Source organism: Thermococcus litoralis DSM 5473, from assembly GCF_000246985.2.
GTDB classification, from domain to species: Archaea; Methanobacteriota_B; Thermococci; order Thermococcales; family Thermococcaceae; genus Thermococcus_A; species Thermococcus_A litoralis.
In genome coordinates, this window is record NC_022084.1 from 1,867,780 (window position 1) to 1,888,110 (window position 20,331).

At 42.7% G+C, this 20,331-nt stretch carries 29 protein-coding genes; 17 read left to right on the plus strand and 12 right to left on the minus strand.

Translation table 11 applies throughout. From position 1 onward, the window contains the following. The first annotated feature begins 394 nt into the window (after positions 1 to 394). The 5 genes from OCC_RS12635 to OCC_RS10265 all read left to right on the plus strand — a co-directional run bounded on the left by OCC_RS12635 (position 395) and on the right by OCC_RS10265 (position 2,859). Positions 395 to 535, plus strand: coding sequence for a hypothetical protein (locus OCC_RS12635; RefSeq protein WP_004069249.1), 141 nt, complete (start codon positions 395 to 397; stop codon positions 533 to 535). A gap of 35 nt (positions 536 to 570) precedes the next feature. Then, complete coding sequence (locus OCC_RS10250; protein ID WP_004069247.1) at positions 571 to 1,026, plus strand: 6-carboxytetrahydropterin synthase; 456 nt, start codon at positions 571 to 573, stop codon at positions 1,024 to 1,026. A 56-nt stretch (positions 1,027 to 1,082) separates the two neighbouring features. Next, the gene (locus OCC_RS10255; protein ID WP_004069245.1) at positions 1,083 to 1,505 is read left to right on the plus strand and encodes a PPC domain-containing DNA-binding protein; all 423 of its coding nucleotides are present in this window, start codon (positions 1,083 to 1,085) and stop codon (positions 1,503 to 1,505) included. 88 nt (positions 1,506 to 1,593) lie between these two features. After that, positions 1,594 to 1,824, plus strand: coding sequence for a hypothetical protein (locus OCC_RS10260; protein WP_004069243.1), 231 nt, complete (start codon positions 1,594 to 1,596; stop codon positions 1,822 to 1,824). Between the two features lie 243 nt (positions 1,825 to 2,067). Beyond that, positions 2,068 to 2,859: a gamma-glutamyl-gamma-aminobutyrate hydrolase family protein gene (locus OCC_RS10265; protein WP_004069242.1), complete on the plus strand. Its 792-nt coding sequence runs from the start codon at positions 2,068 to 2,070 to the stop codon at positions 2,857 to 2,859. Here OCC_RS10265 and OCC_RS10270 read toward each other — a convergent pair. After that, positions 2,830 to 3,693: an SPL family radical SAM protein gene (locus OCC_RS10270; protein ID WP_004069240.1), complete on the minus strand. Its 864-nt coding sequence runs from the start codon at positions 3,691 to 3,693 to the stop codon at positions 2,830 to 2,832. The genes OCC_RS10265 and OCC_RS10270 overlap by 30 nt on opposite strands. Before the next feature lie 59 nt (positions 3,694 to 3,752). On the opposite strand from OCC_RS10270, the gene OCC_RS10275 reads away from it, so the two are divergent. Both OCC_RS10275 and OCC_RS10280 read left to right on the plus strand, forming a co-directional pair. Continuing rightward, positions 3,753 to 4,151: an OsmC family protein gene (locus tag OCC_RS10275; RefSeq protein WP_004069238.1), complete on the plus strand. Its 399-nt coding sequence runs from the start codon at positions 3,753 to 3,755 to the stop codon at positions 4,149 to 4,151. 33 nt (positions 4,152 to 4,184) lie between these two features. Then, positions 4,185 to 4,469: a family 4A encapsulin nanocompartment shell protein gene (locus tag OCC_RS10280; RefSeq protein ID WP_004069236.1), complete on the plus strand. Its 285-nt coding sequence runs from the start codon at positions 4,185 to 4,187 to the stop codon at positions 4,467 to 4,469. Here OCC_RS10280 and OCC_RS10285 read toward each other — a convergent pair. From OCC_RS10285 to OCC_RS10300, 4 genes are read right to left on the minus strand one after another with little or no spacing between them, the layout of a single operon-like run. Next, positions 4,459 to 5,346, minus strand: a complete 888-nt coding sequence (locus OCC_RS10285) for a triphosphoribosyl-dephospho-CoA synthase (RefSeq protein WP_048874717.1) — start codon at positions 5,344 to 5,346, stop codon at positions 4,459 to 4,461. The two genes, OCC_RS10280 and OCC_RS10285, sit on opposite strands and share 11 nt — an antisense overlap. A gap of 5 nt (positions 5,347 to 5,351) precedes the next feature. After that, entirely contained in the window at positions 5,352 to 6,212 is an 861-nt protein-coding gene (locus OCC_RS10290; RefSeq protein WP_004069233.1) for a DUF4097 family beta strand repeat-containing protein, read from the minus strand. A 3-nt stretch (positions 6,213 to 6,215) separates the two neighbouring features. After that, positions 6,216 to 6,659, minus strand: coding sequence for a PspC domain-containing protein (locus tag OCC_RS10295; protein ID WP_004069232.1), 444 nt, complete (start codon positions 6,657 to 6,659; stop codon positions 6,216 to 6,218). Then, on the minus strand, positions 6,634 to 6,864 hold the full coding sequence (locus OCC_RS10300) for a PspC domain-containing protein (RefSeq protein WP_004069229.1): 231 nt from the start codon (positions 6,862 to 6,864) through the stop codon (positions 6,634 to 6,636). Before OCC_RS10300 ends, OCC_RS10295 begins: the two co-directional genes overlap by 26 nt. Before the next feature lie 175 nt (positions 6,865 to 7,039). Between OCC_RS10300 and OCC_RS10305 the strand changes: the two genes are divergently transcribed. Next, positions 7,040 to 7,750, plus strand: a complete 711-nt coding sequence (locus tag OCC_RS10305) for a 2,3-bisphosphoglycerate-dependent phosphoglycerate mutase (protein ID WP_004069226.1) — start codon at positions 7,040 to 7,042, stop codon at positions 7,748 to 7,750. A 24-nt stretch (positions 7,751 to 7,774) separates the two neighbouring features. Here the strand turns inward: OCC_RS10305 and OCC_RS12640 are convergent, their stop codons facing one another. Further along, complete coding sequence (locus OCC_RS12640; RefSeq protein ID WP_004069223.1) at positions 7,775 to 7,918, minus strand: hypothetical protein; 144 nt, start codon at positions 7,916 to 7,918, stop codon at positions 7,775 to 7,777. A gap of 143 nt (positions 7,919 to 8,061) precedes the next feature. On the opposite strand from OCC_RS12640, the gene OCC_RS10310 reads away from it, so the two are divergent. Next, a complete protein-coding gene (locus tag OCC_RS10310; RefSeq protein ID WP_004069222.1) occupies positions 8,062 to 8,463 on the plus strand; it encodes a M67 family metallopeptidase in 402 nt (133 codons plus the stop codon). Here the strand turns inward: OCC_RS10310 and mobB are convergent. Both mobB and OCC_RS10320 read right to left on the minus strand, forming a co-directional pair. Next, positions 8,460 to 9,191: a molybdopterin-guanine dinucleotide biosynthesis protein B gene (gene mobB, locus OCC_RS10315; RefSeq protein ID WP_004069221.1), complete on the minus strand. Its 732-nt coding sequence runs from the start codon at positions 9,189 to 9,191 to the stop codon at positions 8,460 to 8,462. The genes OCC_RS10310 and mobB overlap by 4 nt on opposite strands. A gap of 5 nt (positions 9,192 to 9,196) precedes the next feature. Then, positions 9,197 to 9,418, minus strand: coding sequence for an LSm family protein (locus OCC_RS10320; protein ID WP_004069219.1), 222 nt, complete (start codon positions 9,416 to 9,418; stop codon positions 9,197 to 9,199). A gap of 59 nt (positions 9,419 to 9,477) precedes the next feature. Here OCC_RS10320 and OCC_RS10325 point away from each other — a divergent pair, with 59 nt between their 5' ends. Then, the gene (locus tag OCC_RS10325; RefSeq protein ID WP_004069217.1) at positions 9,478 to 10,299 is read left to right on the plus strand and encodes a hypothetical protein; all 822 of its coding nucleotides are present in this window, start codon (positions 9,478 to 9,480) and stop codon (positions 10,297 to 10,299) included. Here OCC_RS10325 and OCC_RS10330 read toward each other — a convergent pair. The 4 genes from OCC_RS10330 to OCC_RS10345 all read right to left on the minus strand — a co-directional run bounded on the left by OCC_RS10330 (position 10,283) and on the right by OCC_RS10345 (position 14,534). Then, entirely contained in the window at positions 10,283 to 10,606 is a 324-nt protein-coding gene (locus tag OCC_RS10330) for a hypothetical protein (RefSeq protein ID WP_004069215.1), read from the minus strand. The two genes, OCC_RS10325 and OCC_RS10330, sit on opposite strands and share 17 nt — an antisense overlap. A 32-nt stretch (positions 10,607 to 10,638) precedes the next feature. Next, positions 10,639 to 11,628 carry an AIR synthase family protein gene (locus OCC_RS10335; RefSeq protein WP_004069214.1) on the minus strand — a complete coding sequence of 330 codons (990 nt, stop codon included), beginning with the start codon at positions 11,626 to 11,628 and terminating at the stop codon, positions 10,639 to 10,641. Positions 11,629 to 11,683: 55 nt separating this feature from the next. Then, on the minus strand, positions 11,684 to 12,853 hold the full coding sequence (locus OCC_RS10340; protein WP_004069212.1) for a pyridoxal phosphate-dependent aminotransferase: 1,170 nt from the start codon (positions 12,851 to 12,853) through the stop codon (positions 11,684 to 11,686). Positions 12,854 to 12,932: 79 nt separating this feature from the next. After that, positions 12,933 to 14,534: a carbamoyltransferase family protein gene (locus OCC_RS10345; protein WP_004069211.1), complete on the minus strand. Its 1,602-nt coding sequence runs from the start codon at positions 14,532 to 14,534 to the stop codon at positions 12,933 to 12,935. Positions 14,535 to 14,595: 61 nt separating this feature from the next. On the opposite strand from OCC_RS10345, the gene OCC_RS10350 reads away from it, so the two are divergent. The 7 genes from OCC_RS10350 (at position 14,596) to OCC_RS10380 (ending at position 20,307) form a co-directional block, all read left to right on the plus strand. Beyond that, positions 14,596 to 14,940, plus strand: coding sequence for a cupin domain-containing protein (locus tag OCC_RS10350; RefSeq protein WP_004069210.1), 345 nt, complete (start codon positions 14,596 to 14,598; stop codon positions 14,938 to 14,940). A 1-nt stretch (position 14,941) separates the two neighbouring features. Beyond that, positions 14,942 to 15,361, plus strand: coding sequence for a hypothetical protein (locus OCC_RS10355; RefSeq protein ID WP_004069209.1), 420 nt, complete (start codon positions 14,942 to 14,944; stop codon positions 15,359 to 15,361). A gap of 45 nt (positions 15,362 to 15,406) precedes the next feature. Next, positions 15,407 to 16,282: an AEC family transporter gene (locus OCC_RS10360; protein ID WP_004069208.1), complete on the plus strand. Its 876-nt coding sequence runs from the start codon at positions 15,407 to 15,409 to the stop codon at positions 16,280 to 16,282. 106 nt (positions 16,283 to 16,388) lie between these two features. Beyond that, positions 16,389 to 16,577, plus strand: a complete 189-nt coding sequence (locus OCC_RS10365; protein WP_004069207.1) for a hypothetical protein — start codon at positions 16,389 to 16,391, stop codon at positions 16,575 to 16,577. Between the two features lie 41 nt (positions 16,578 to 16,618). Further along, positions 16,619 to 17,839, plus strand: a complete 1,221-nt coding sequence (locus OCC_RS10370) for a sodium:solute symporter family protein (protein ID WP_020953808.1) — start codon at positions 16,619 to 16,621, stop codon at positions 17,837 to 17,839. A gap of 148 nt (positions 17,840 to 17,987) precedes the next feature. Next, positions 17,988 to 18,995 carry a hypothetical protein gene (locus OCC_RS10375; protein WP_004069205.1) on the plus strand — a complete coding sequence of 336 codons (1,008 nt, stop codon included), beginning with the start codon at positions 17,988 to 17,990 and terminating at the stop codon, positions 18,993 to 18,995. Positions 18,996 to 19,005: 10 nt separating this feature from the next. After that, the gene (locus OCC_RS10380; protein ID WP_004069204.1) at positions 19,006 to 20,307 is read left to right on the plus strand and encodes a hypothetical protein; all 1,302 of its coding nucleotides are present in this window, start codon (positions 19,006 to 19,008) and stop codon (positions 20,305 to 20,307) included. Positions 20,308 to 20,331: the final 24 nt, after the last annotated feature.

Below are 20,331 nucleotides of genomic sequence, written 5' to 3' on the forward strand. Positions count from 1 at the left end.
ATGATAACTCCGGCTTATACAAGAACAACTCCCCAAACATTGTGAAACCATGTTTCTAGGGCAAACGCCCTAATGCAGGCACAAACTTCCATTTATACAACTTTAAGTCGTAAAAAATTTGTGTTTTGTAATTCACAAAAATAATAATGTTAAACTTTCTATTAAATTTTAAATAATAAGCAACTTATAATAGTAATAAATTTATTTTTTATTTTTGTGTTTTTCAAATTGTAATATATTGTAAATATCACCAACTCACTTTATAGTAACAAATTCGAGTAAAAGTTGAAGATAAAGTAGGCACATCCTTTTCAAAAATACCACTTAAAGTAGTAAAGAATTCCGGAGGGTATTTATACTATAATGACGCTAAAATCTTCCGGGGGGAAGAGACATGGAAAATACCCAAATGTTCGTGTGTCCCTTCTGCGGTTACAAGGCAAAAAGCTTAGAGGAACTAAAGCAACATATTCTTGAAAAACACACGCTGAATAGAGAAGATGTGAGAGGTATTAGATTCATTCAAAAATATTAAAAGCATCTTCTTGCTTTTTATTTATGGTGGTGCCTATGTTCAAAATAGTTGAGAGAAAAATCGGATGGCACAAAGACTTTGACAGCTCCCATTTCTTGGCTTTGCCTTATGAGAGCAAATGCCTTAGAATTCACGGGCATACTTATAATGTTGACGTGGAGATATGGGGAGAGCTAAACGAAAACGGCATGATATTCGACTTTAACCATTTGAGCAATCTTATAAAGCTCCTCGATCATAAAATACTCATCAGTGAATACTGGGTAACTGACAAGAGGGATGGATACGTTGTTGTGGAAAAAAACGGCAAACATTTGGAGCTTCCTGAAAATGAAGTTGTAATCCTCAACAAGCCAAACGTGACAGCCGAGTATATTGCGGAGTGGTTTGCCGAGAGGATAGCGGAAAAAGCGGGGGAGAACGTGAAGAAGATAAAGGTGAGGATTTGGGAGGATCCGAGGAGTTATGCCGAAATTACATTGAGTGTTTAAGTATTCTTACCTAAAAAGTTAAGTTACCCTGCTCCATAATTTAGGGGGTGGTTGAGATGAAGTTTTCAAGGGGTAGAAACTTTCTGTTTAGAATACCTGAAGGAAAGGAGTTTTTGAGTGCTGTAAATGAATTTGCAAAAAAGCACAACGTGTTGATTGGAACTATCAGTGCAATTGGAACCCTCAAAAATCCAAAAATCGGATATTTTGAAGAGGAGAAGGGACAATACAAGGTAATTGAGTTAGAAGGAACCTACGAACTGGTATCTGCCTTGGGAAATATAAGCATAAAAGACGATGAGCCCTTTGCCCATATTCACGTGAGTCTAGGTGATAAAGAGGGAAAACTATTTGGCGGCCACTTGATTGAGGGGGAAGTTTTTGTCGCTGAAGTTTACATTCAGGAGCTCCTTGGTGAACCTCTAATAAGAAAGCCCCGAGAAAATGGGTTGGCTCTATGGGATGCTGAAGAAGAGTGAAACAAATATCAAATTTTCTTTCTTATTCTATTTCGCTGTATCTCCACTTTGAGTAAAGTATTTAAGGATCCATGATGATGTAAATACCATGACAAGAGTGTTTAAAGTTAAAGCCAAAATAAGTCAAGAAGTTCCCGAATTTGGAAAGGGGGTCAGGTATGTATCTCTGCTTGTGCTGGCAGATGACGAAAGTGATGTAAAAGTCTTTGCAGAGAAATATTTCCAAGAAGAAGGCCTCAAGAAGGAAAATGTTGAAATTTTAGATATAGAAGAGATAAAATTCAAAAAAGGAGGGGTTCTGGGAGTAATTATCGGATAATATGGTGGTTGAAAAATTAAATAATGTCTTGATTTGTGTTCAATAAAACTAATAGACTATTCTAAAGGACTTTCTTTGTTGAATTACCAATTAGAAAGATTTACTCTGGCATATTTCTAATCATGACTATAGACGCATGGTTATAGGTGGATGAAAGCCATACTGTGTTCTTAGAAATTTTAGAATAGTGATTTTTAGAAAAACTATTTAGGCACTAGATGTAGTTTAGTTGGAGGTGGGAAAATGAAACCGATCATTGGAATTGTGGCTTCCTTTGACTGGGAAACCGGTGCCCTTACCATAAACGACACTTACGTCAAAAGGATTAGAGAAGCCGGTGGGATACCTGTTGCAATTCCACCGCTTTTGGGAATAACAGATGTTATCGAGGCGATAGATGGGCTTATAATTCCCGAAGGTCCTGATATTCACCCAAAGTACTATGGGGACACTCTCTCTGATAAAATAGAATGGCTTGATATACAGAGGGATGAATTTGAACTTACATTAATTAAAGCCGCCTTAGAGAAAGATTTGCCCATGCTGGGAATAGGTAGGGGAGCACAGGCGATAAATGTTGCCCTAGGAGGTAGTTTGTATCAAGACGTTAGCGAAATCCCAAAAGCCATAAGGCACAATTGGCTTAAAAACGGAAAATTCTTGGTACATCCCGCTGCAAAGGTTCATGAAGTGAGGATAAAGCTGGATTCTCTGCTCTTTGAGATACTTAGGGAAAACCTGAATGTTGAGTCCACGAGCGAGGTTTTTATAGGGGTTAACAGCTTCCATCACCAGGCTATTAAGAAACTTGGAAATGATGTAAAACCGGTGGCATATGCAGAGGATGGAATAATAGAGGCCATTGAAGTGGAAGGAAGGTTTGCAATAGGAGTTCAGTGGCTGGCTGAGTACCTTGACGAGATGGAACCACTTTTTAGGGCTCTTGTAAAGAAAGCTCTTGAATACAAAAAGAAAAAACTTGGCCTTCTAGATCCTAAAAACAATTCAATAGATCTCCCCGTGGAGGAGCTGTAATACCAGATGAGAACCATCGCAGCTGGGGTAGGAATAATAACCCTCTCTGCAGGAGCCGAAGGTTATGCCTCTCGCTTCTATCTTTTTTCTCGCCTCCTCTAGAATCTTAAATCTTATGTCTTTTGGCAGGTAATAATAACCACCTATTCTTTCCCCTTTCTTGTAAAGGGGTGCGAGCTTTTTCATTAGCTCAGGGAGCTTTGCCTCCATTCTCTTCCAAGAATCCGCTCGGAGTTTTAAAGTTGACACAGTTATGTGGGACACAAAGCTCAATGCATCAAGGGTCTCATCAAAGTCCTCCCAAGTGTAAAAAGGTATTATCGGGTCGATTCGAGCGTAGACAGGAATACCTTCCTTCTTTGCTTTTTTCAATGCCTTGATTCTTTCCCTCGGCAAGGGTGCGTTTGACTCTAGAAGTTTCGCTTTTTCCTCATCTACCGTGGTGACTGTGATTCCAACAGCGCACTTCAGGGTTCTCAAAATGTCCAAATCTCTCTCGAATAAGTTAGATTTCGTCAAAATTAAGCATGGGATATCGTATCTCTTGAAGAGTTCAAGCACCTTTCGGGTTATTCCCAAATCCTTGTCTATTGTTGGATAAGGGTCTGAAGAGTAGGAGAGGGCTACTATAAATTTCCTGTTAAATTTTCGGAGTTCCCTTTCTAGGTTTGGGAGGAGGTTTTCTTTTATCCTCACTTTAAAGGCCCTAGGAATGTAAGAAGTTATGTAGCAGTAAACACATGCATGATCACAGCCCGTGTAAATGTTAAGGGTATACTTAAAGGGGCATGTGCAGAGCTTTGACTTCCAAGGATCGAAGGGCCTTATGTACATACACCATAGGTTCACAAAAGACATTTAAAAATTTCCTGCCATTCTATGGTGGTGGTTTTATGAAAGGAAAGGTTAGGTGGATAGGGGATTCCAAATTTGAAGCGCTTACAGAAGAAGGTGGAAAGATACTGTTCGGGGAGAAAGGCATATCGCCGATGAAGACACTCCTTCTCAGCGTGGCTGGATGTACGGCCATAGATGTAGTGATGATACTCCAAAAGATGCGCGAGCCTCTTGAGGATCTTGAGGTTGAAATAAGCGGAGAACGGAGAGAAGAACATCCAAAAATTTACACTAAAGTTCACATCCACTATAAAATCTATGGGAATGTAAATGAGGAAAAAGCGAAGAGGGCTATAGAGCTTAGCCAAGAAAAGTACTGCTCCGCTTCAGCCCATCTCAAGCTCAGCGGGACGGAAGTTACTTACTCTTATGAGATTATTAGGGAAAAAGTTTAAGTCTCTTTTTCCAATTATATTATGGTGAATTGGATGAGAGGAGAACTTATCAGGGTTTTAAGTGCTGTTGAAGAGAAGGCTAACGAGCTTAAGATGGATGGATTCGAGCCGGATTTGGTGCTCTTTGGAAAGGAAGCTTACGAGTTTTTAAAAGCACAGGTCAACGAGGAGTTTGGGGGAGAGGATGCAGTTTCTGAAATTTCCGGACTCAAAGTTAAGGTTGTCGAGGAATTTGGGGAAGATGCCGTTGTAATTGACTCAAAAGTCCTTGGTTTGGGTCTTGGAGGGGCAAAAAGAGTTAAGATTATCAAAGACTAAGGGAGTAGCCGCTTAAGATTAGCAAGCCAAGTGAAACCGCCATTATGTCTGCCAAGCTTCCAGGGTTTCTTAGGTCCTTCTTTTCCCTTAAGAATTCATCAAACTCTTCAAGAGTGAGTTTTCCGGAAAGGGTTTCTTTTGCTTTCTTTTGGACGAGCTTCGCCTCCTCAACTCCGGCTTTTCTTACGATTAGAGTGTCTATATGGCGAGAGAGAAGCTCTAGAAATGCTTTGATAGTGGCTTCTTCAAGTGAAAGTCTTGAGGTTAGCTCTTTAAGCCTGTAAAAAGTTGAATAGCTAATCCTATAACCTGTGAGCCATTCCTTAAAAATTAATTCCCTCTCGCTTGAAATTTCGGCAAGTTTTTTGAGGTTTATTTCATCTCTGAGAAGCTCTTCAAAGGAGGCATCGTCGTAAACGTCATATTTTACACCTCTCTTAATTCCTTTTGGGTTTGCGGTTCTTATGGCTTTGTAAAACTCTACACTGTCTTGGGGGGAGGAGAATGCAATAAGCTTCTTAGCCTCTTCTTCTGCATCAATGCTCCCTGCCCAAGTTAGTGCGATTGCAAATGGAACCTCGAGGGTGACTATTCCAAAATTGGGGTTTGAGTTTTGGGCTTTCCTGGAGTTTTCAATGGCTTTTCTTATCAGCGCTCCTATTCCAACTTCTGCTGGTGAAATTTTGCCTTTCCTAATTAATTCTCCCTTCTCTGCAGCCTCAAAAAGAACATCCATGACAGCTGTATGGGCAAAAAGGAAATGGTACAGAGTAAGGTCTTCAAAGTCTCTATATCGGTTTACGTTCCCCGGCTTGGGTATTGTTGCTTCGAGCAGAGAGCCGAGGGAAAAGGCCTTGACGACTCTCCACTTGTCCATAGCCATCATTCCACGACTATTTTTCCAATGAAGTTTTTGACTATCAGTTTTAATGTTTTCTCCCCGCTTTCAAATCCCTTGTTTATGGTTAGTGAAGTTAGAGAGCCTTCAATCATGGGGACTACCTTGGTGCCAGCTGGAGGAGAAATGTTGATCTCTCCGCTTCCCCTGTATATTCCAATTTGGGAACAGTACTCCTCATTTTCCGGGCATCTCTCCAGTTCTACTTCCATATCCCCAATGAAGTTCCTCGCAACGAGTGAGCTAAATGCCCCTGAAATTGTGACGTCACCAACAACATTGTCCAATGTAAGCGAAGAAATTTCTCCCAAATCAACCTTCACGTCTCCAACTGTGTTCCTTAGGGCTAAGGATGTTATCTTACTATCTCCGACTTTTACTAAGAGTTTTCCATTTTCGTACTCTCCACACTCGGCACATGAAATTCTCAAGGTCTCGCCTTCTTCTATCTTCACCGGCAGATTGCTTAGAACCTCTATCCCATTTGTTCCATGTTCTACTGTTATCTCTGCGGCAATGTTCTCTATTACTATCTCCGAGGAGTTAAATTTTCCAAGTGTCTTTATCTCTCCGGCATCTTTGAAGGAAAATCTCCATGAATAGTATGAGCCAGGAGCTACGAGGAATAGCGCCAGATATAAGATAAAGACTAACGCTAAGGTTGTTCTTGCAGTTTTGTTCTTGATTAGCACATAAAGCCCTGCAACGATGAGTACTACTCCCCAGAATGCCTTTTTGATGTAGGGAGCATATGGAAGAAGGTAGTTGTACACCTCTGGTCTAATGCTTTTTAAAAGAATCAACAGACCCAAAAAGGTTAAAAATAACCCAAGAAGCTTTTTCATTTCTCATCCCCTCGCTATCAGGTATAGACCGAGTAAGAGGATAAGCAATGCAACTATCTCTCTCAGTCCGAAGATTGGAAACGGTATGAAAACCTTTAAGAGGAGCACTGCCCCTAAAAGGACAAGAGCGATTCCAAAAAGCTTTGTGTCGTCTTTTTTCTCTACTTTTGGAGCTTTTTTGGTCAGTTCTTCAACTTTTTCTCCAGCCTCTTCAGCTAGCTTTTCGATCTTTTCTGGAATTTTTTCTGCAGTTACTGCTTCTTCCTCTTCTTCGGGCATAACTATAGCCATTAGGAAATACGCCAGGATGAAAACTGGCTCAACGAGGCAGAGAAGGATGAAGAGTACCCTCACTATAGTTGGATCAACGTCGATATATTCGGCTATTCCTCCAAGAACTCCCAAAAATATTTTATTCTTTTTACTCCTCTTGAGCCTCTTTTCCACTTAACTCACCTCCATTTTCAGGTTCTTCAGGTATTACAATAGCTAAAAGAAGGTATAGCAATATTGCAGTTCCCACACTTCCCAGGAGCAGGATTATAAAGAGTATCCTGACAAGGGTAGGGTCTACGTTAAAGTATTCCCCCAATCCCCCACAAACTCCGAAGAGCATTCTGTTCTTTCTACTTCTGTAGAGCCTCCTTTCCATGTAAGCCCCTCCTTTGCTATGGCTATTTATGATTGGGCATTCACCTATATAATTTTAATCTTCTACCAGTGTAGTGGCACTACGAGTTTCAATGGTCAAAAGGAAAACTGCTGTTGCTCATCCTTGAACAGAAAGAGCTTTATACCAGTTCACCAACAATTTTTAGGTGAACCTAATGAGCAAACTTATACTAATAAGACATGGTGAAAGTCTGTGGAATAAGCTAAACCTTTTTACAGGCTGGGTTGATGTGCCTTTGAGCGAAAGGGGAATTGAGGAAGCTTTAAAGGCTGGGGAACTTCTAAAAGAGTGGAAGATAGATGTGGTATTTACCTCAGAACTTGTCAGAGCAATTCAGACTGCAATGCTCGTTATGAGCAAAAACACCTCCGGCGTTCCAAAGATAGAGCATGAAAACGGAAAAATGAAAGACTGGGGTATAGTATATGGAGAACACGGGAAAAATTACGTCCCCGTTTATAAGTCGTGGCACCTCAATGAGCGCTATTACGGCAAACTGCAGGGTTTTAACAAGGATGAGGCAAAGAAAATCTACGGAGAAGAGCAGGTTTTGTTGTGGAGGAGAAGCTACGACATAGCCCCACCTGGAGGGGAGAGTCTTAAGGACACTGCCGAGAGGACAATTCCTTATTTTAAAGAAAAGATAATCCCGGAGCTTGAAAAGGGAAAAAACGTACTTGTCTCTGCCCATGGAAACAGCTTACGCTCAATAGTCATGCACATAGAAAAGCTAACTAAAGAGCAGGTTTTGAAGCTTAACATCCCTACCGGAGTGCCGCTTATTTATGAGTACTCTGAAGGAAAACTTGAAAGGGTAGGCTATCTCTATGAGTGGGGCTATGATAAGAGCCTTCACATAGAATAAAAGGTAAGAAGAAGGCGATCGTGATCAAATTATTTCGACTTCAAATCCTACAACTTCTATCCCTAACTTCCTTCTCGCTATTTCGAGGGCTTTCTCTACTTTGCTAACCACAACTATCTCCTCTTCGGGAATGGAATTCCTCTTGTAGTAGACTATTCTCGCGAGCATGCTTTTCACCTCTTGTATCACTTTGAGTGATAATACAGGAATACCAAATCTTGATGATTGTAAACATATTTATAAGCTTTTCTGCACTGATTTATTCATTGATGAACAAAAAAGATTTAAAGACCTGAGGAAAAGAAGCACTCATGAGGAGTCTTTTTATAAAACGTGCACATTTGAAGGAAATTCTAACCAAGGCCAGAGAGAGCAAAGTTGAAATATGCGGATTTTTGATAGGGACGATGAAAGGGGAAGATGCCTTTGTGGACTATGTGGTCTTTGCAGAGAATCGGTTAAATTCTCCAGTAGGCTTTGAAATAGACCCTTTGGAAACGCTCAAAGTTCTTGAAAAAGCTGAAGAGGAAGGAAAGGAAGTCATTGGGATATTTCACTCCCACCTTAACTGTCCCCCATATCCCTCTCCTAGGGATTTGAAAGGCATGGACTTGTGGAGAAACATATGGTTGATAGTAAATAACACTGGAGAATATAGGGCATTTGTTCTCGAAAACGGCCAGATAAAAGAAATTAATGTTGAAGTAATTTAGTCTTCGATTATAATCTCTATTTTCCTCCCCTCTTTGTATCCTTTCATGGCGGAGAGCATGCCTTTAATGGTCTTTTCAACAAGCTCCTGAACCCAGTCTTTCATTGGAAGCTCCTTCCCATCAACCCTAACGATGACCTTTGGTTTTGAACTCAATACGACACAATCCTCTGTGCTCTTTTCGCCTTTTACTATGAGCTTTGCCATCTCGTAACAGTCAAGCCCACACAATCCACAGTTAATATTCGGCAGCATAAACGCTTTTTCCTCTATTACATCTGCCAGCCTTTCGGGATTTTCAAGAGGGTTTATTACCTCAAGCCCTTCAATGCTTTTGGCTTCGCTTGATATAACACCGCTAACGGCTATCGCAAGCCCATCGTTTAATACTTTCACTTCCTCTTCACTTTTGGCACATATTATCTTAGGCAAATGCTTGGCATCTTTGAAGCCCTCAAGGAGGAGGAAATCAACCTCTGGTATTGCGGATAATAGGGCATTTAAGTCCTTTGCCTCAAAAAGGAGGGCATCTGTGTCTTGAGCCCTCACAATTACATAATCAGTTACTCTTTTTAATTTCCAGGTGTCACTGTCCTTTCTATCAAAGTTCGTGTGCATGCTCTTTGCTATTCCCACTTTGTATCCTCTTTTCTTGAGCTCTCTTGCGACTCTCTCTACCGTGGTTGTCTTCCCGCTCTTTTTAAACCCTACAAACGCAACTGCCCTCATTTTTATCACTCTAAGAGCATTATCCAGTTTATGTCATCTATCTTTACCACCAAGGCTTTTCCCCGGTTGCCCACCACATCGGCAACGTTCTCTAAGACTATTACCTCCTCATCAAAATCTTTTAGCACTCCAGTAAAAGAATGATCTCCGCTGACTGCTAAGGCTACGCGTTTACCTTTCCACGTTTCGAGGGTTTTGTCCAGCAAAAGTGGTTTTTCTTCGGTCATGTTCCCACCTATACAAAAAGACTATAAATGACTTTTAGCCTTTTCCATCTGGTGGTCACATGAGGTTGGTCACAAGGAATGAAGTTGTGAAAGAAGCCTTCTTAAACGAGCTTAAGAGGGAAGGAATCAAGTTTGCTGTTATGGAAAGACTTGGGTACGAGGCATTTATTGGCTACATGATTGAAGGGACACTGGAGGAGATAAACAACGCTATAAGCTCTTTTGAAGGTGAAGAAAAGGAGATTCTTCTTGAGGGCTTTCTCACGTTTAAGGAGCAGATAAACCATGCCCTTGAGCATCTTAAGGAGGGTGAAGAAATAGAGCATCTCCTTCAAGAGGGCTACTGGATGGGGGACGTTCTTGATCAGCTGTTTAAAAACGATGCAGTCGTCGTTGAAGAGAACAAGGCAAGGTTAAAAGAAAACGTTGATGTTACAAAACTCAAATTCCAGTTCAGGTTCCCGTATCAAATTGCAAAAAACCTTGAGAAAATTGAGAAGATAGCGAAGCAGTTTGCGTTTGTTGACCTTGTCCCCGAGTATGAGATAGAGATTAGGGAGCTCGAAATAGAAAAAATCAACCGAGCTATGCACATAGCCGCGAAGTACTTTGAAGAAGAGATGATTATGGGGGCTTATTTTGCCCTTATCTCAAGAGGGATAGTTGCGAACGAGATATTAAATGCCCTTGGTAACGAGAAAGTCCCCAAAGAAGACTTAACCATGGCGTTTCTCAAAGCAATGCCCATGGAGATACCCACCGAAAAGGGCACCATGATAATAAACGTGATGAATGGAAAGGCATTTGAAGAAATTTTGAGAATGCTGGAGAAGGAAGGGCGAATAGACATAAAGGGTGGGAAGGTTAGGAAGCTGAGGTAGTGCTCTCTGAAGGCAGCAGTACTAGGCCCAGGAGCATTAAAATCCCACCAACTCTGCTGGTTAAAATAAGGGCAATTATTGCCGGAACTAAAAGCTTATCTTTTGCCTTTTTGTATTCTTTGTTTTCAATGAGCTCAACACATTCTTCTGATCTTTTGAATATCCAATAGCCGAGGATAGCGAACGGTATTGCGAGCAAAATCCCTATTATCGTGAGCAAAAGGAGAACTGCTATGAGGAAGGGCTCTATGACACTTAAAATCCCACCAACTTTGATAAGGGTCTTAGCCATCTCCACATCGGCCATGTAACCACCATAAATAGTAAGAAAAAAGACCTTTAAAAGATTTTCCAGATTTCGTCTGTTTCTGGTCTTTTTAGTGGGGTCTCCTTTCCATCTTTCACAAGAACCTTTGTATTCTTGTCTTCCAGGAACTCTCCAACTATTGCCGCCTCAATGCCCTCTTTTTGTATTGCGTTTACGATTTTTTTGGCTTTCTCCTTTGGTGCCGCGATTAAAAGAGAGCCTGAGCTTATCAGAGCAAGAGGGTCTAAGTTGAAGTATTCGCACAGCTTTTCGGTTTCTTCTGCTATGGGAATCTTATCGTGGTAAACCCTAAATCCCAGTCCAGCGGCGTCTGCCATCTCGTGGAATCCATTGGCTATTCCTCCCTCTGTGGGATCATGCATAGCATGAACCCCAATTTCTGCAGCGATTAATGCCTCTTTTACCACACTGATTTTCTCAAGGAATCTCTTTGCTCTCTCTACTAGCTCATCTCCAAATACCTTTCTTAGCTCTTCCTCCCTTTCGCTCGCTATGATTGAGGTTCCTTCGATTCCAGCGCCTTTGGTCAAGATTATGGCATCTCCAGCCTTTGCACCGTTTGATCTCACAAGTTTCTCCCTTTTGACTTCGCCAAGCATTGTTCCAATGACTATAGGCCTGTTTAGTCCAATCGTCACTTCTGTGTGACCTCCGACTATTGAAATGCCAAGCTTTTCAGCACTCCTATGCATGTCTTCCATTATTTCCTTGAGGAGGTTCTCATCGGCATTTTCCGGCAACAGGATTGTTGCCAAGAACCATCTCGGCTTGGCTCCAAACGTTGCAACGTCGTTTGCGTTCACATTTATTGCGTAAAAGCCTATATGCTTCTCCGCCCCCGTTATGGGATCGCTTGATGCAACGAGAACCTTCTCCCCAAAGTCGATTGCAGCCGCATCAATGCCCACACCAGATTTTATTATAACTCTCTCATCCTCAACCCCTAGAAGATTAAAGACAATTTTTTCAAGCACTTCTGGAGGAACTTTTCCTGGAAGCATTTTTCATCCCCATCAAAGTGAGACAGAAAAGATAAAAAGATTGCTGAGGAGGGTGTTAAACAAGCTTCTTTTCCTTCAGCACTTTTTCCATTCTGTCCATTGCTTCCTCAAGTTTTTCGTACGCTGTGGCGTAGCTTATCCTCACATAGCCTTCTCCGGCCTGCCCAAATGCGCTTCCAGGAACTACAACCACTTTTGCTTCTTTTATCATCAGCTCACTGAACTCCTTGCTGCTCAAACCGGTATCTTTAATCCTTGGGAAGATGTAAAAGGCTCCCTTTGGCTTAACCGTTGGCAGACCCATCTCGTTCAGCCTCTTCCAAACAAGGTTTCTTCTCCTCTCATATTCTCTGCGCATCTCCTCTACCGCTTGCCAGCTTCTTTCGTCCCTTAGGGCTTTTGCAGCCGCATACTGGATAAAGGTTACGGGGCAAGTTGCATTGTACATTTGGAAGCGAACCATTTTTTCCACAACCCATTCTGGGGCAGCTAAAAAGCCCAAGCGCCATCCGGTCATTGCGAAGGTCTTTGAGAACCCGTTCATGGTTATTGTCCTCTCAAACATGCCGTCCAGAGAAGCAATGCTGTAGTTTTTGACCCCATCGTAGACAAAATACTCATAAACTTCATCGCTTAAGATCATTAGATCGTGCTCAACTGCAAAGTCCGCTATCTCTTCGAGGTCTTTCTTCGTTAATACTGCTCCCGTGGGATTGTTTGGAGTGTTTATTATTAAAGCCCTTGTTTTTGGGGTCACGTATTTTTCGAGCTCATCGACACTTAGGCGGAACTCGTTTTCCTCATAAGTGGGAACCTCAACGGGCTTTCCTCCCGCTAGAATAACTGCAGGGGCGTAGCTAACGAACATTGGGGAGGGAATGAGAACTTCCTCGTTGTCTTTCAAGAAGGTTGCAAGTCCCATTAGAATCTGCTGGTTAGTGCCAACTGTTATCATTATTTGGGTTTTTGGATCTGCGTCAATTCCATTATGCTTTTTGAACTTCTCTGCAACTGCCTCTCTAAGCTCCAAAATCCCTATATTTGGGCTATAGTGCGTTAGTCCTTTATCAAGGGCTTCCTTTGCGTATTCCTTTATGTGTTCTGGCGTGTCAAAGTCTGGCTCTCCAATTCCAAGTGAAATTATTCCCTCAATGCCTTGGGCAAGATCAAAAAGCTTTCTTATTTCAGAAGGGTTCACCATCTCAAGCCTATCGCTCAGCGCCATAATCTTCACCAGTGAGATTTCTCCTTGATGTTTATAATTTTACCGACATGAAATATTTGGCAACGATGAATAGAATAGCTCACTGATATACAACAAAGTTCTCCAAAACCAGGGCATCGAGCCTGGCTTTTTTGAAAGTTTTCAGGGCATCCTCTGGAGAGCAAACTATCGGCTCCCCATGCATGTTAAAGCTCGTGTTTAGAACCATGCCAACGCCCGTTTCTGCTTCAAAGTGTTTTATTATGTTGTAGTAGCGCGGATTATCCTCCTTAAGAAGAGTTTGGGGTCTTGTTGTTTTATCAACGTGTACAACCGCTGGGGCTTCATCAATCATTCTTTCCGTTGCCTTGTAGCTCATTGTCATGAACTTGTTTGGATAAGGCTCCTTGAGGTAGTCTTCAATTCTCTCCTCCAGCATTGAAGGGGCAAACGGCTGGAAGACGTCTCTGTTTAATGGTACGTTGAGCTTTTTTACAACATCTTTGCTTCTTGGGTCTGCGAGGATGGAGCGGTTGCCTAGGGCTCTTGGACCGTATTCCATTCTTCCTTGGAAAAAGCCCACCATTTTGCCTTCAAGAAGCATTTCTGCAACAAATCCCTCTACGTCTTCGCGATATTCAAATTTCAGACTCTCTGCCCTTAAGAGGGCTTCAATTTTGCCTTCATCGTAGGAAGGCCCCAAGTAAACATGCTCAAGCTTAAAGGGCTTCCATTTCCTATCGAGCCTTTCAAACTGGGCTTTGACGAAGGCTGCAGCACCAAAAGCTAATCCAGAATCATCCATTGCTGGAAATACCCATAGGTCGGGGAAATGCCTCCTCAAAACTGCATTTGCCTTGACGTTTTGTGCAACTCCCCCAGCGTAGGCAAGTTTTAAGTTATAACTTTTAAGTTTTAACCCAAGCTCGTCGATAATCTTTTCAAGATGCGCTTGAGCAGAGGCGGCTATCTCTATTGCCCTCTTTTGAAGTTCTCCATCCAGCTTGCCTCTCTTCATTTCCTGGGCGATTTCTTTAGCCTTAGATAGAGGATAGTTGAAAACTTCGGCGAGCCTTTTTGTAGCCTCAATCCCAACTACTTTCAGCTTGTTCTCAAAGCTCAGCCCGTTAAGTTCTATTATATGGGAGAGATCGTAAGTTGGCTTACCATAGGCTGCCAAGCTCATGACTTTTCCTTCATGTCTCATCGGTTTAAAGCCCAAAAGTTCAGTAACCGATGCATAGAAATCTCCGAGAGAGTCTAAATAGGTGCTCTGGGCTATTCTTATCATCTCACCATCTCTTGCCACATAAATGGAAGAGCTTAGTCCATCTCCTGCGGCATCTATACTTAACGCCAACGCTTTTCCCCAACCAGAGGTGAAATAAGCAGAAGAAGCGTGGGCAAGGTGATGTTCAACAAAAAGAACTTTCTTCTTGAAATCTTTACCAAATATGGATTTGAGATTTCTCTCAAGCTCTAACAATCTCGATTGCTTCCTGAAAATACCCGCTACCGCTATTACCTCCACCTCTTCCGGATATACTTCTCCCATTTCTAAGACTTTCTTTATGCTCAGCTCTGGAAATCCACGGTACTTTTTTATCCGGTTTAATCTCTCTTCGTTTACGGCATAGATTTCTTCTCCCTTGAACAGCACTGCTCCTGCATCGTGTCCATCGTGCACTCCAAGTACAATCATGTTTGGGGATTAAATGAAGGATTTTTAAACATAACTTCGGAATGTACAGTTGGGGATTGAAATGAGGGCAGAGATCAGGGAGTTTATTGATAGGGGCACGTATAGGAAGGCACCGCTGTTTGAGGGTGAACTCCCGAAAGGCAGCTACGCCCAGATAGTTGAGATAAAGCCAAAGCAAACCGTTCCAAAGCATTATCATGAGAGGCAGTACGAGCTCTTTTACATAATCAGCGGTGAGGCAAAGCTGGGTATCGGGGAAAAGGAATACGAAGCCAAACCAGGGGATATATACCTTGTAAAGCCAAAGACACTTCACTGGGTCGTAAACGAAAGGGAGGAACCATTTAAGCTCTTTGTAGTGAAGCTCAACTACTTTGGAGAAGACAGCGTCTGGCTGAGTGATTAACATGGGAAGAGTAAGGAAGGAAAAGGCAGAAATGTTCCTCCTATCTCCGGAATCATGGTACCTTGTGGTTTATTTTAATGAAAAACTTGAGTACCTTTACATACCCTCATCCAATAAACCAGACTTAGAAAGACTTGGATATCTTCTGGCGGCTTTTAAGCTGTTTAATATCCCTTATTTGCTTTTTGGAGTTCATGGGGAGGATATTTTTGAGCTTGGGGATGATTTCGAAGAAAGATTGAAAGAAGAGTTTGGTGTGAATATTGATGAGAACATCCTTGCCAAAGAATTTAAGAGCTCACTTAGGAGCATCGAGAATTTAAAGACATTTTATGAAAAGCTCGGGTTTTTTGAAGACCTTGAGGAGCTTGAAGATCTAAGAAGGCTGTACGAGGAGTACCTGAAAAAGAGGAGAAAATGAACAGCTAAGCGAAAAATTCTTTAAACCTTCTTTTTATCTAAGAGCATGAACATTTACGAAATGCTTGCTTTAATAGGCACTGGGCTAGTCCTTCGGAGGATAATAAAATCTGAGAAGCCTTTTGCTCACTTGAATAAGTTTGCATCCCAGGTGCTTTTAACATTCTATGTCTTTTCAAACGTTGCCTCGAAGGATATCGCCTATCTCGTGGAAATCAAGATTGTGTTCTTGTATGTCTTCTTAGTCATTGCCCTCAGTCTTGGGGCGTCTTTCCTCTATGCGAGGTTTTTTGTAGAGGATAAGAAGTGGCAAGGAGCTTTGATGATACTCTCAACGTATCCAAATACAGTCGCAATGGGATTCCCGATAGCGAGCCTGTTTTTAGATGATTTAACTCCTGCAATTATCTATGCAAGTACGAATACTTTAATAGTCCTTCCAATAGCGACGTTCGTTGCTGCACATTATTCGAGTGGAAAAGCCTCGCTTAGAGAAAGCATCATAAGAGCGCTCAGATTTCCACCCACCAGTGCCAACATACTTGCCCTCACTCTTGTACTGCTTAGGATTAGGCTTCCCCCTCAACTGCTGAGCGGAATGAACAAACTCGGTTGGTGGAGCATTCCCCTAATCCTGATTTATTTCGGCTCTCGCATAAACCTCCAGAAGTTTGAATGGAGAAAGCTTCTTGAAGTAGGGACGTTTAGAATAGCTATACCGTTTGTTTTTGTAGTTTTAACCCTAAAAACAAGCCCTGAAATATTCTATGCGGTGCTGGTTGAGGCATCGATGCCTCCTGCAATAATGGCAAATGCCATTTTAGCCCACTACAGACTCAGAGAGGAAGAGGGAATAGGTGTTACGATCGTGTTAACGATAATGACTTTGATTCTGTTTTTGGTGCTTAGAACTTTGACTTAGGCTTCTACTACTAGCTACCTTCGTTGTCATTTTGTCGATTTTTCTTCCAAAAACTTTAAATATCTTTCAAAGCTCTTTGGTTTGTACTTTCAAGAGGTGCAGAAAAATGAGCGTAGTTTGGACGACACTTGTTTTGTACATGGGAGCAATGCTAGGAGTTTCAGCGTATGCAAGGAAGTACATTAAAACCTCGGCCGACTTTTTGGTGGCCGGGAGAAGGCTTGGATTAGCATTAACTACCGCAACTCTGGCAGCCACTCACTATGGTGGTGGCTTTCATCCTTGGAGGAGCTAGCTGGGGAGCCACCTACGGGTTAGGAGGAATTTGGTACGGTTTTGCCTGCGGCCTGGGGCTTCTTCTCTTGGGGGTTGACCCTTGCAAAGCCTATGCGTGCTTTGGCCTTGTACACAGTCCCAGACGTCTTGGAGATGCGCTATAAGAGTAAAGCAATAAGGCTTTTGGCAGCAACGCTATCGCTTTTAGCCCTTGTGGGCATACTTGGAGCGCAGGTGTGGGCAGCATCGGCAGTGTTTGAAGCCATAGGATTGCCGGGAACTGCTGGAGCAGTATTTGCCACGTTAATTTTCATAGCCTACACTGCCTTCTCAGGGTTATGGGCTGTGGCATTGACAGATTTTATCCAAATAATACTTGGTAGCATTGGCGTTTTGGTTGCAGTGGTTCTTGGGTTGAGCAAAGTAGGCGGATTTGAAGGCTTAAAAGTGAGTCTTTCATCAATCCCAAATCTGCCTCAAGCAAGCGGAGAATACTTCAACTTCATGTCACTTGGGGTTTCACTCTTTGCCCTAACGTTAGCAGCGACGGTCATGTATACTCTAATAGGGCAGGACTTTTACCAGAGGCTCTTTGCATCAAAGGACGAGAAAACCGCAAGGATGGGAGCAATTTACAGTGGAATCTTGCTTATGGGTTTGTCATTTCTTCCAGCTCTTGCAGGGATGCTTGCATTGGCTCTTTCGAGTGATCCTCAAGCGATAATAGATTCGCCAAAGACTGCAGTGCCGAAACTAGTGATCACAGTGTTTGGAAGCGGAGTGGGAGCGATATTCGTAGCTGCAATCCTCGCTGCAGTGATGAGTACGGCCGATTCCTTATTATCAGCAGCAACCTCTCACGTAGTTAAAGACTTTTACCAGAGCTTTATAGAACCAGAAGCAGAGGATAAAAAGTTGCTAAAGCTTTCAATAGTGACTACAATAGTCATAGGCATTTTGGCACTTGTGGCAGCGCTTACGATTCAGGGAATAGTTGAGCTTCTCATATACTCCTACGACATCTATACCTCGGGAGTCTTCGTGCCACTGATACTCGGAATCTACTGGAAGAGGGCTACGAAGGAAGGAGCTTTACTTGGAATGATAGCGGGTTCATTAACGGCGGTTGTTGGAATAACCGGGATAGTGAGCTTCAGCTACTGGGAGTACATTTACGTAAGTGGTGCACTCGTCTCAGCAGTTGTCATGGTGCTTGTTAGCCTTTTGACTTCTGCAGAACCTGTGGATAGGGAATTTGAAAAGGCTTTTGAGCTTTCTTAAGCTCTTTCCTTTTTTCGTCATTTTCGACTTCTTTATTCTAAAGCAGTGTCAGAGAAACCTGACACCCCACAACTTATCCCCGACAGTATCCGTCTAAAGAGTAGTAATTTTTATAAGTAGAAATTTTAAAAATTATTACGGTGGTTAAATGAAAAGAACAGCCGGTGTGGTTTTTATTTTCCTGCTATTCGGATTAGTTGTAAACCCAGCACTAGCCACCAAGGATGCAACTCAGCACAGTAATGAAACAGATAGTTCAACCGTATACCATGTTAGTGTGCAGGGAATCTCTTTTGTGGTTTTTGCGTTTCCTGGAGAAGATGGAAAAGTTCCCACTAAGGGGGAAGTCATCTCAATGCTTGAAAGCTATCTTAATGGGAGTTCCCTTAGTGGATACTATGCCTCCACGTTGGAACTGAACGGCTACCCGAGCTCCTCGAAAGCTCCCATAATGCCCCAATTTGCTTTGCCCCCTTTGCCGGTAGAAATTCCTGCAATTGCTGTGGGAGGCACTACGCTTATCCTTATTGGAGTACCTGCTCTAATTGCTCTGGTGTTGATAATTGAGTACAGAGACGACATTGAGGACAAGGTTAAAAACGAATACGAGAAAATTAAAAACACAAGATATAGCATTGAGATCAGAGAAGTCAGCAACACTTTTAGAAAGAGATCCTTCAAAACTACTGGAAGAATAGCTCTCAGTGCAAGCACCATTGAAGTGCTCCTGCGAAACTCTACAATACCCTCCCTTGAGCCAGCGGTAAGTACTCTGAAAAAAGGAAACTTTGTTCATTTCATCGATCACATGCTCCCAGCAATAGCTGGGGAGCTCGTGGCAGTACAGGTTATACAGGAAAAATACAAGGGTAAAATTGTAGTAGTAAGCAAAAATGGAAAAGCTGGGCCTGATTTCAGAGTAGAGCTCCCCTCAGAAGAAGTTCCATGGGAAGCCAAAGGCAAGTGGTGGAGAAGCCCGAACGGGCAGCTTAAGAGAGGATATTGTCAGATACAAAGATACACGGAAGAGAAAAGAGGCTATGTTTCGGTTCTAGTAATACTGGAAAAATTGAAAGAGGTACTCAACAGTGATCCAAGCGTCATCTTCATAGGATGGTATGATAGAAGTGGGCTTGTGGATTGCTCAAAGTATTGAGGTGATGTTGATGGAGGATTTTAAAGCGCTCGCCGAGGGGCTTTTTAAGGCCGCCGCTGAGCTCTCGGCAGAAATTAAAAGGGGCAAGCCCTACACCAGAGAAGACCTTGAGGATCTGGAGTATTTCATCAACGCCGCCGTCCTCTACTATTTTTCCACTGGAGATTATGAGAGGGTTTTAGAGTGTGGTAGGCTCTATCAGGAGGTTGAGATATACTTAAAAGAGTTGGACGAGAGTATTCCTGCCTTTTTAAAGAAATTCCTTGCATATGAGAGATTCAAGCGCGCAAAATACCTCGCCGAAGTATCGAAGCTCATCCTTGCCGGAAAGCCCATTCCGTGGAAGCTCATGAAGCACTTCCAGAAGGTTGTCGGAACTGCCAAGTCCAAAGACACCGAGTTTAGAGCCTTCCTCCTCGCCGCGAGGAGGGTTCTGAACTACCAGCTCAGATTCGGAAGGGTAAACTGCAGACTTGAGAGCCTTATCAATCCCTATCTTCTCGAATTCGGTCTTGTAGAAGATGTTAAGGGCTTCCATGTGATAAAGGGCAGGAACTGCTATGTTGGAAAGTTCAGAGGGGTTCTTGACATCAGAGGAATGGACAGGGTAACGTGGTCTAACCATGTTGAACTCTGGCTGAAAACCGAAAAAAGCAGATTCAACATAAGCTATGACCCGGAGACCAAAATTGGACTCTTTACCGGAAAGGGGGATATTGAAGAACTGAAAAAGAGGATATTCTCTCCGGAAGATGAAAAAGCGGAAGAACTTTTAAAGTTGCTCCCACGTAAAGTTGCTTTCACCCCCTACTTTATTGGCACCTTAAACCTCTCCGAAGGAGTAATAGAAGGTACGTTTCACAAGGCAAAGCTCGAAGTGGATTCCTGGCGGGGAAATGTTCTTGGGGCCAAGGTCTTCCTGAGAGCGGTTGGTGAGTACGATCCAAGGGTTGAGGTAGAGATCAAAGGGCTTAAGGATTACTCCCACGTGAGAAAAGTCGTAACGCACATAAGAGACAGCCTTATCCACCCCACGGAGAGTGAGCTCGCGGAACGAGACGAATACAGGTTGATTACCGGCCTTCGCAACCTTGAGAACGATAAAATTGTGCTCCTCTCCAGGCATCCTAATTCCGTTGCAGGACATTATCTTGGGAAGCTCAGGGAAGGGAGGCACGTCATTCAGGGGGAGCATAGGATAGAAATAACGGTGTATAGCAGGGGTGACTGGTCTAAATTTTTCATTGAGCCTGTAACGAAAATTGAGCACCTGAGAGAGGGCATAAGACATCTTGGAGAATTGCAAAGTTAAATGCTAGGGCTTCCGGAATCATCC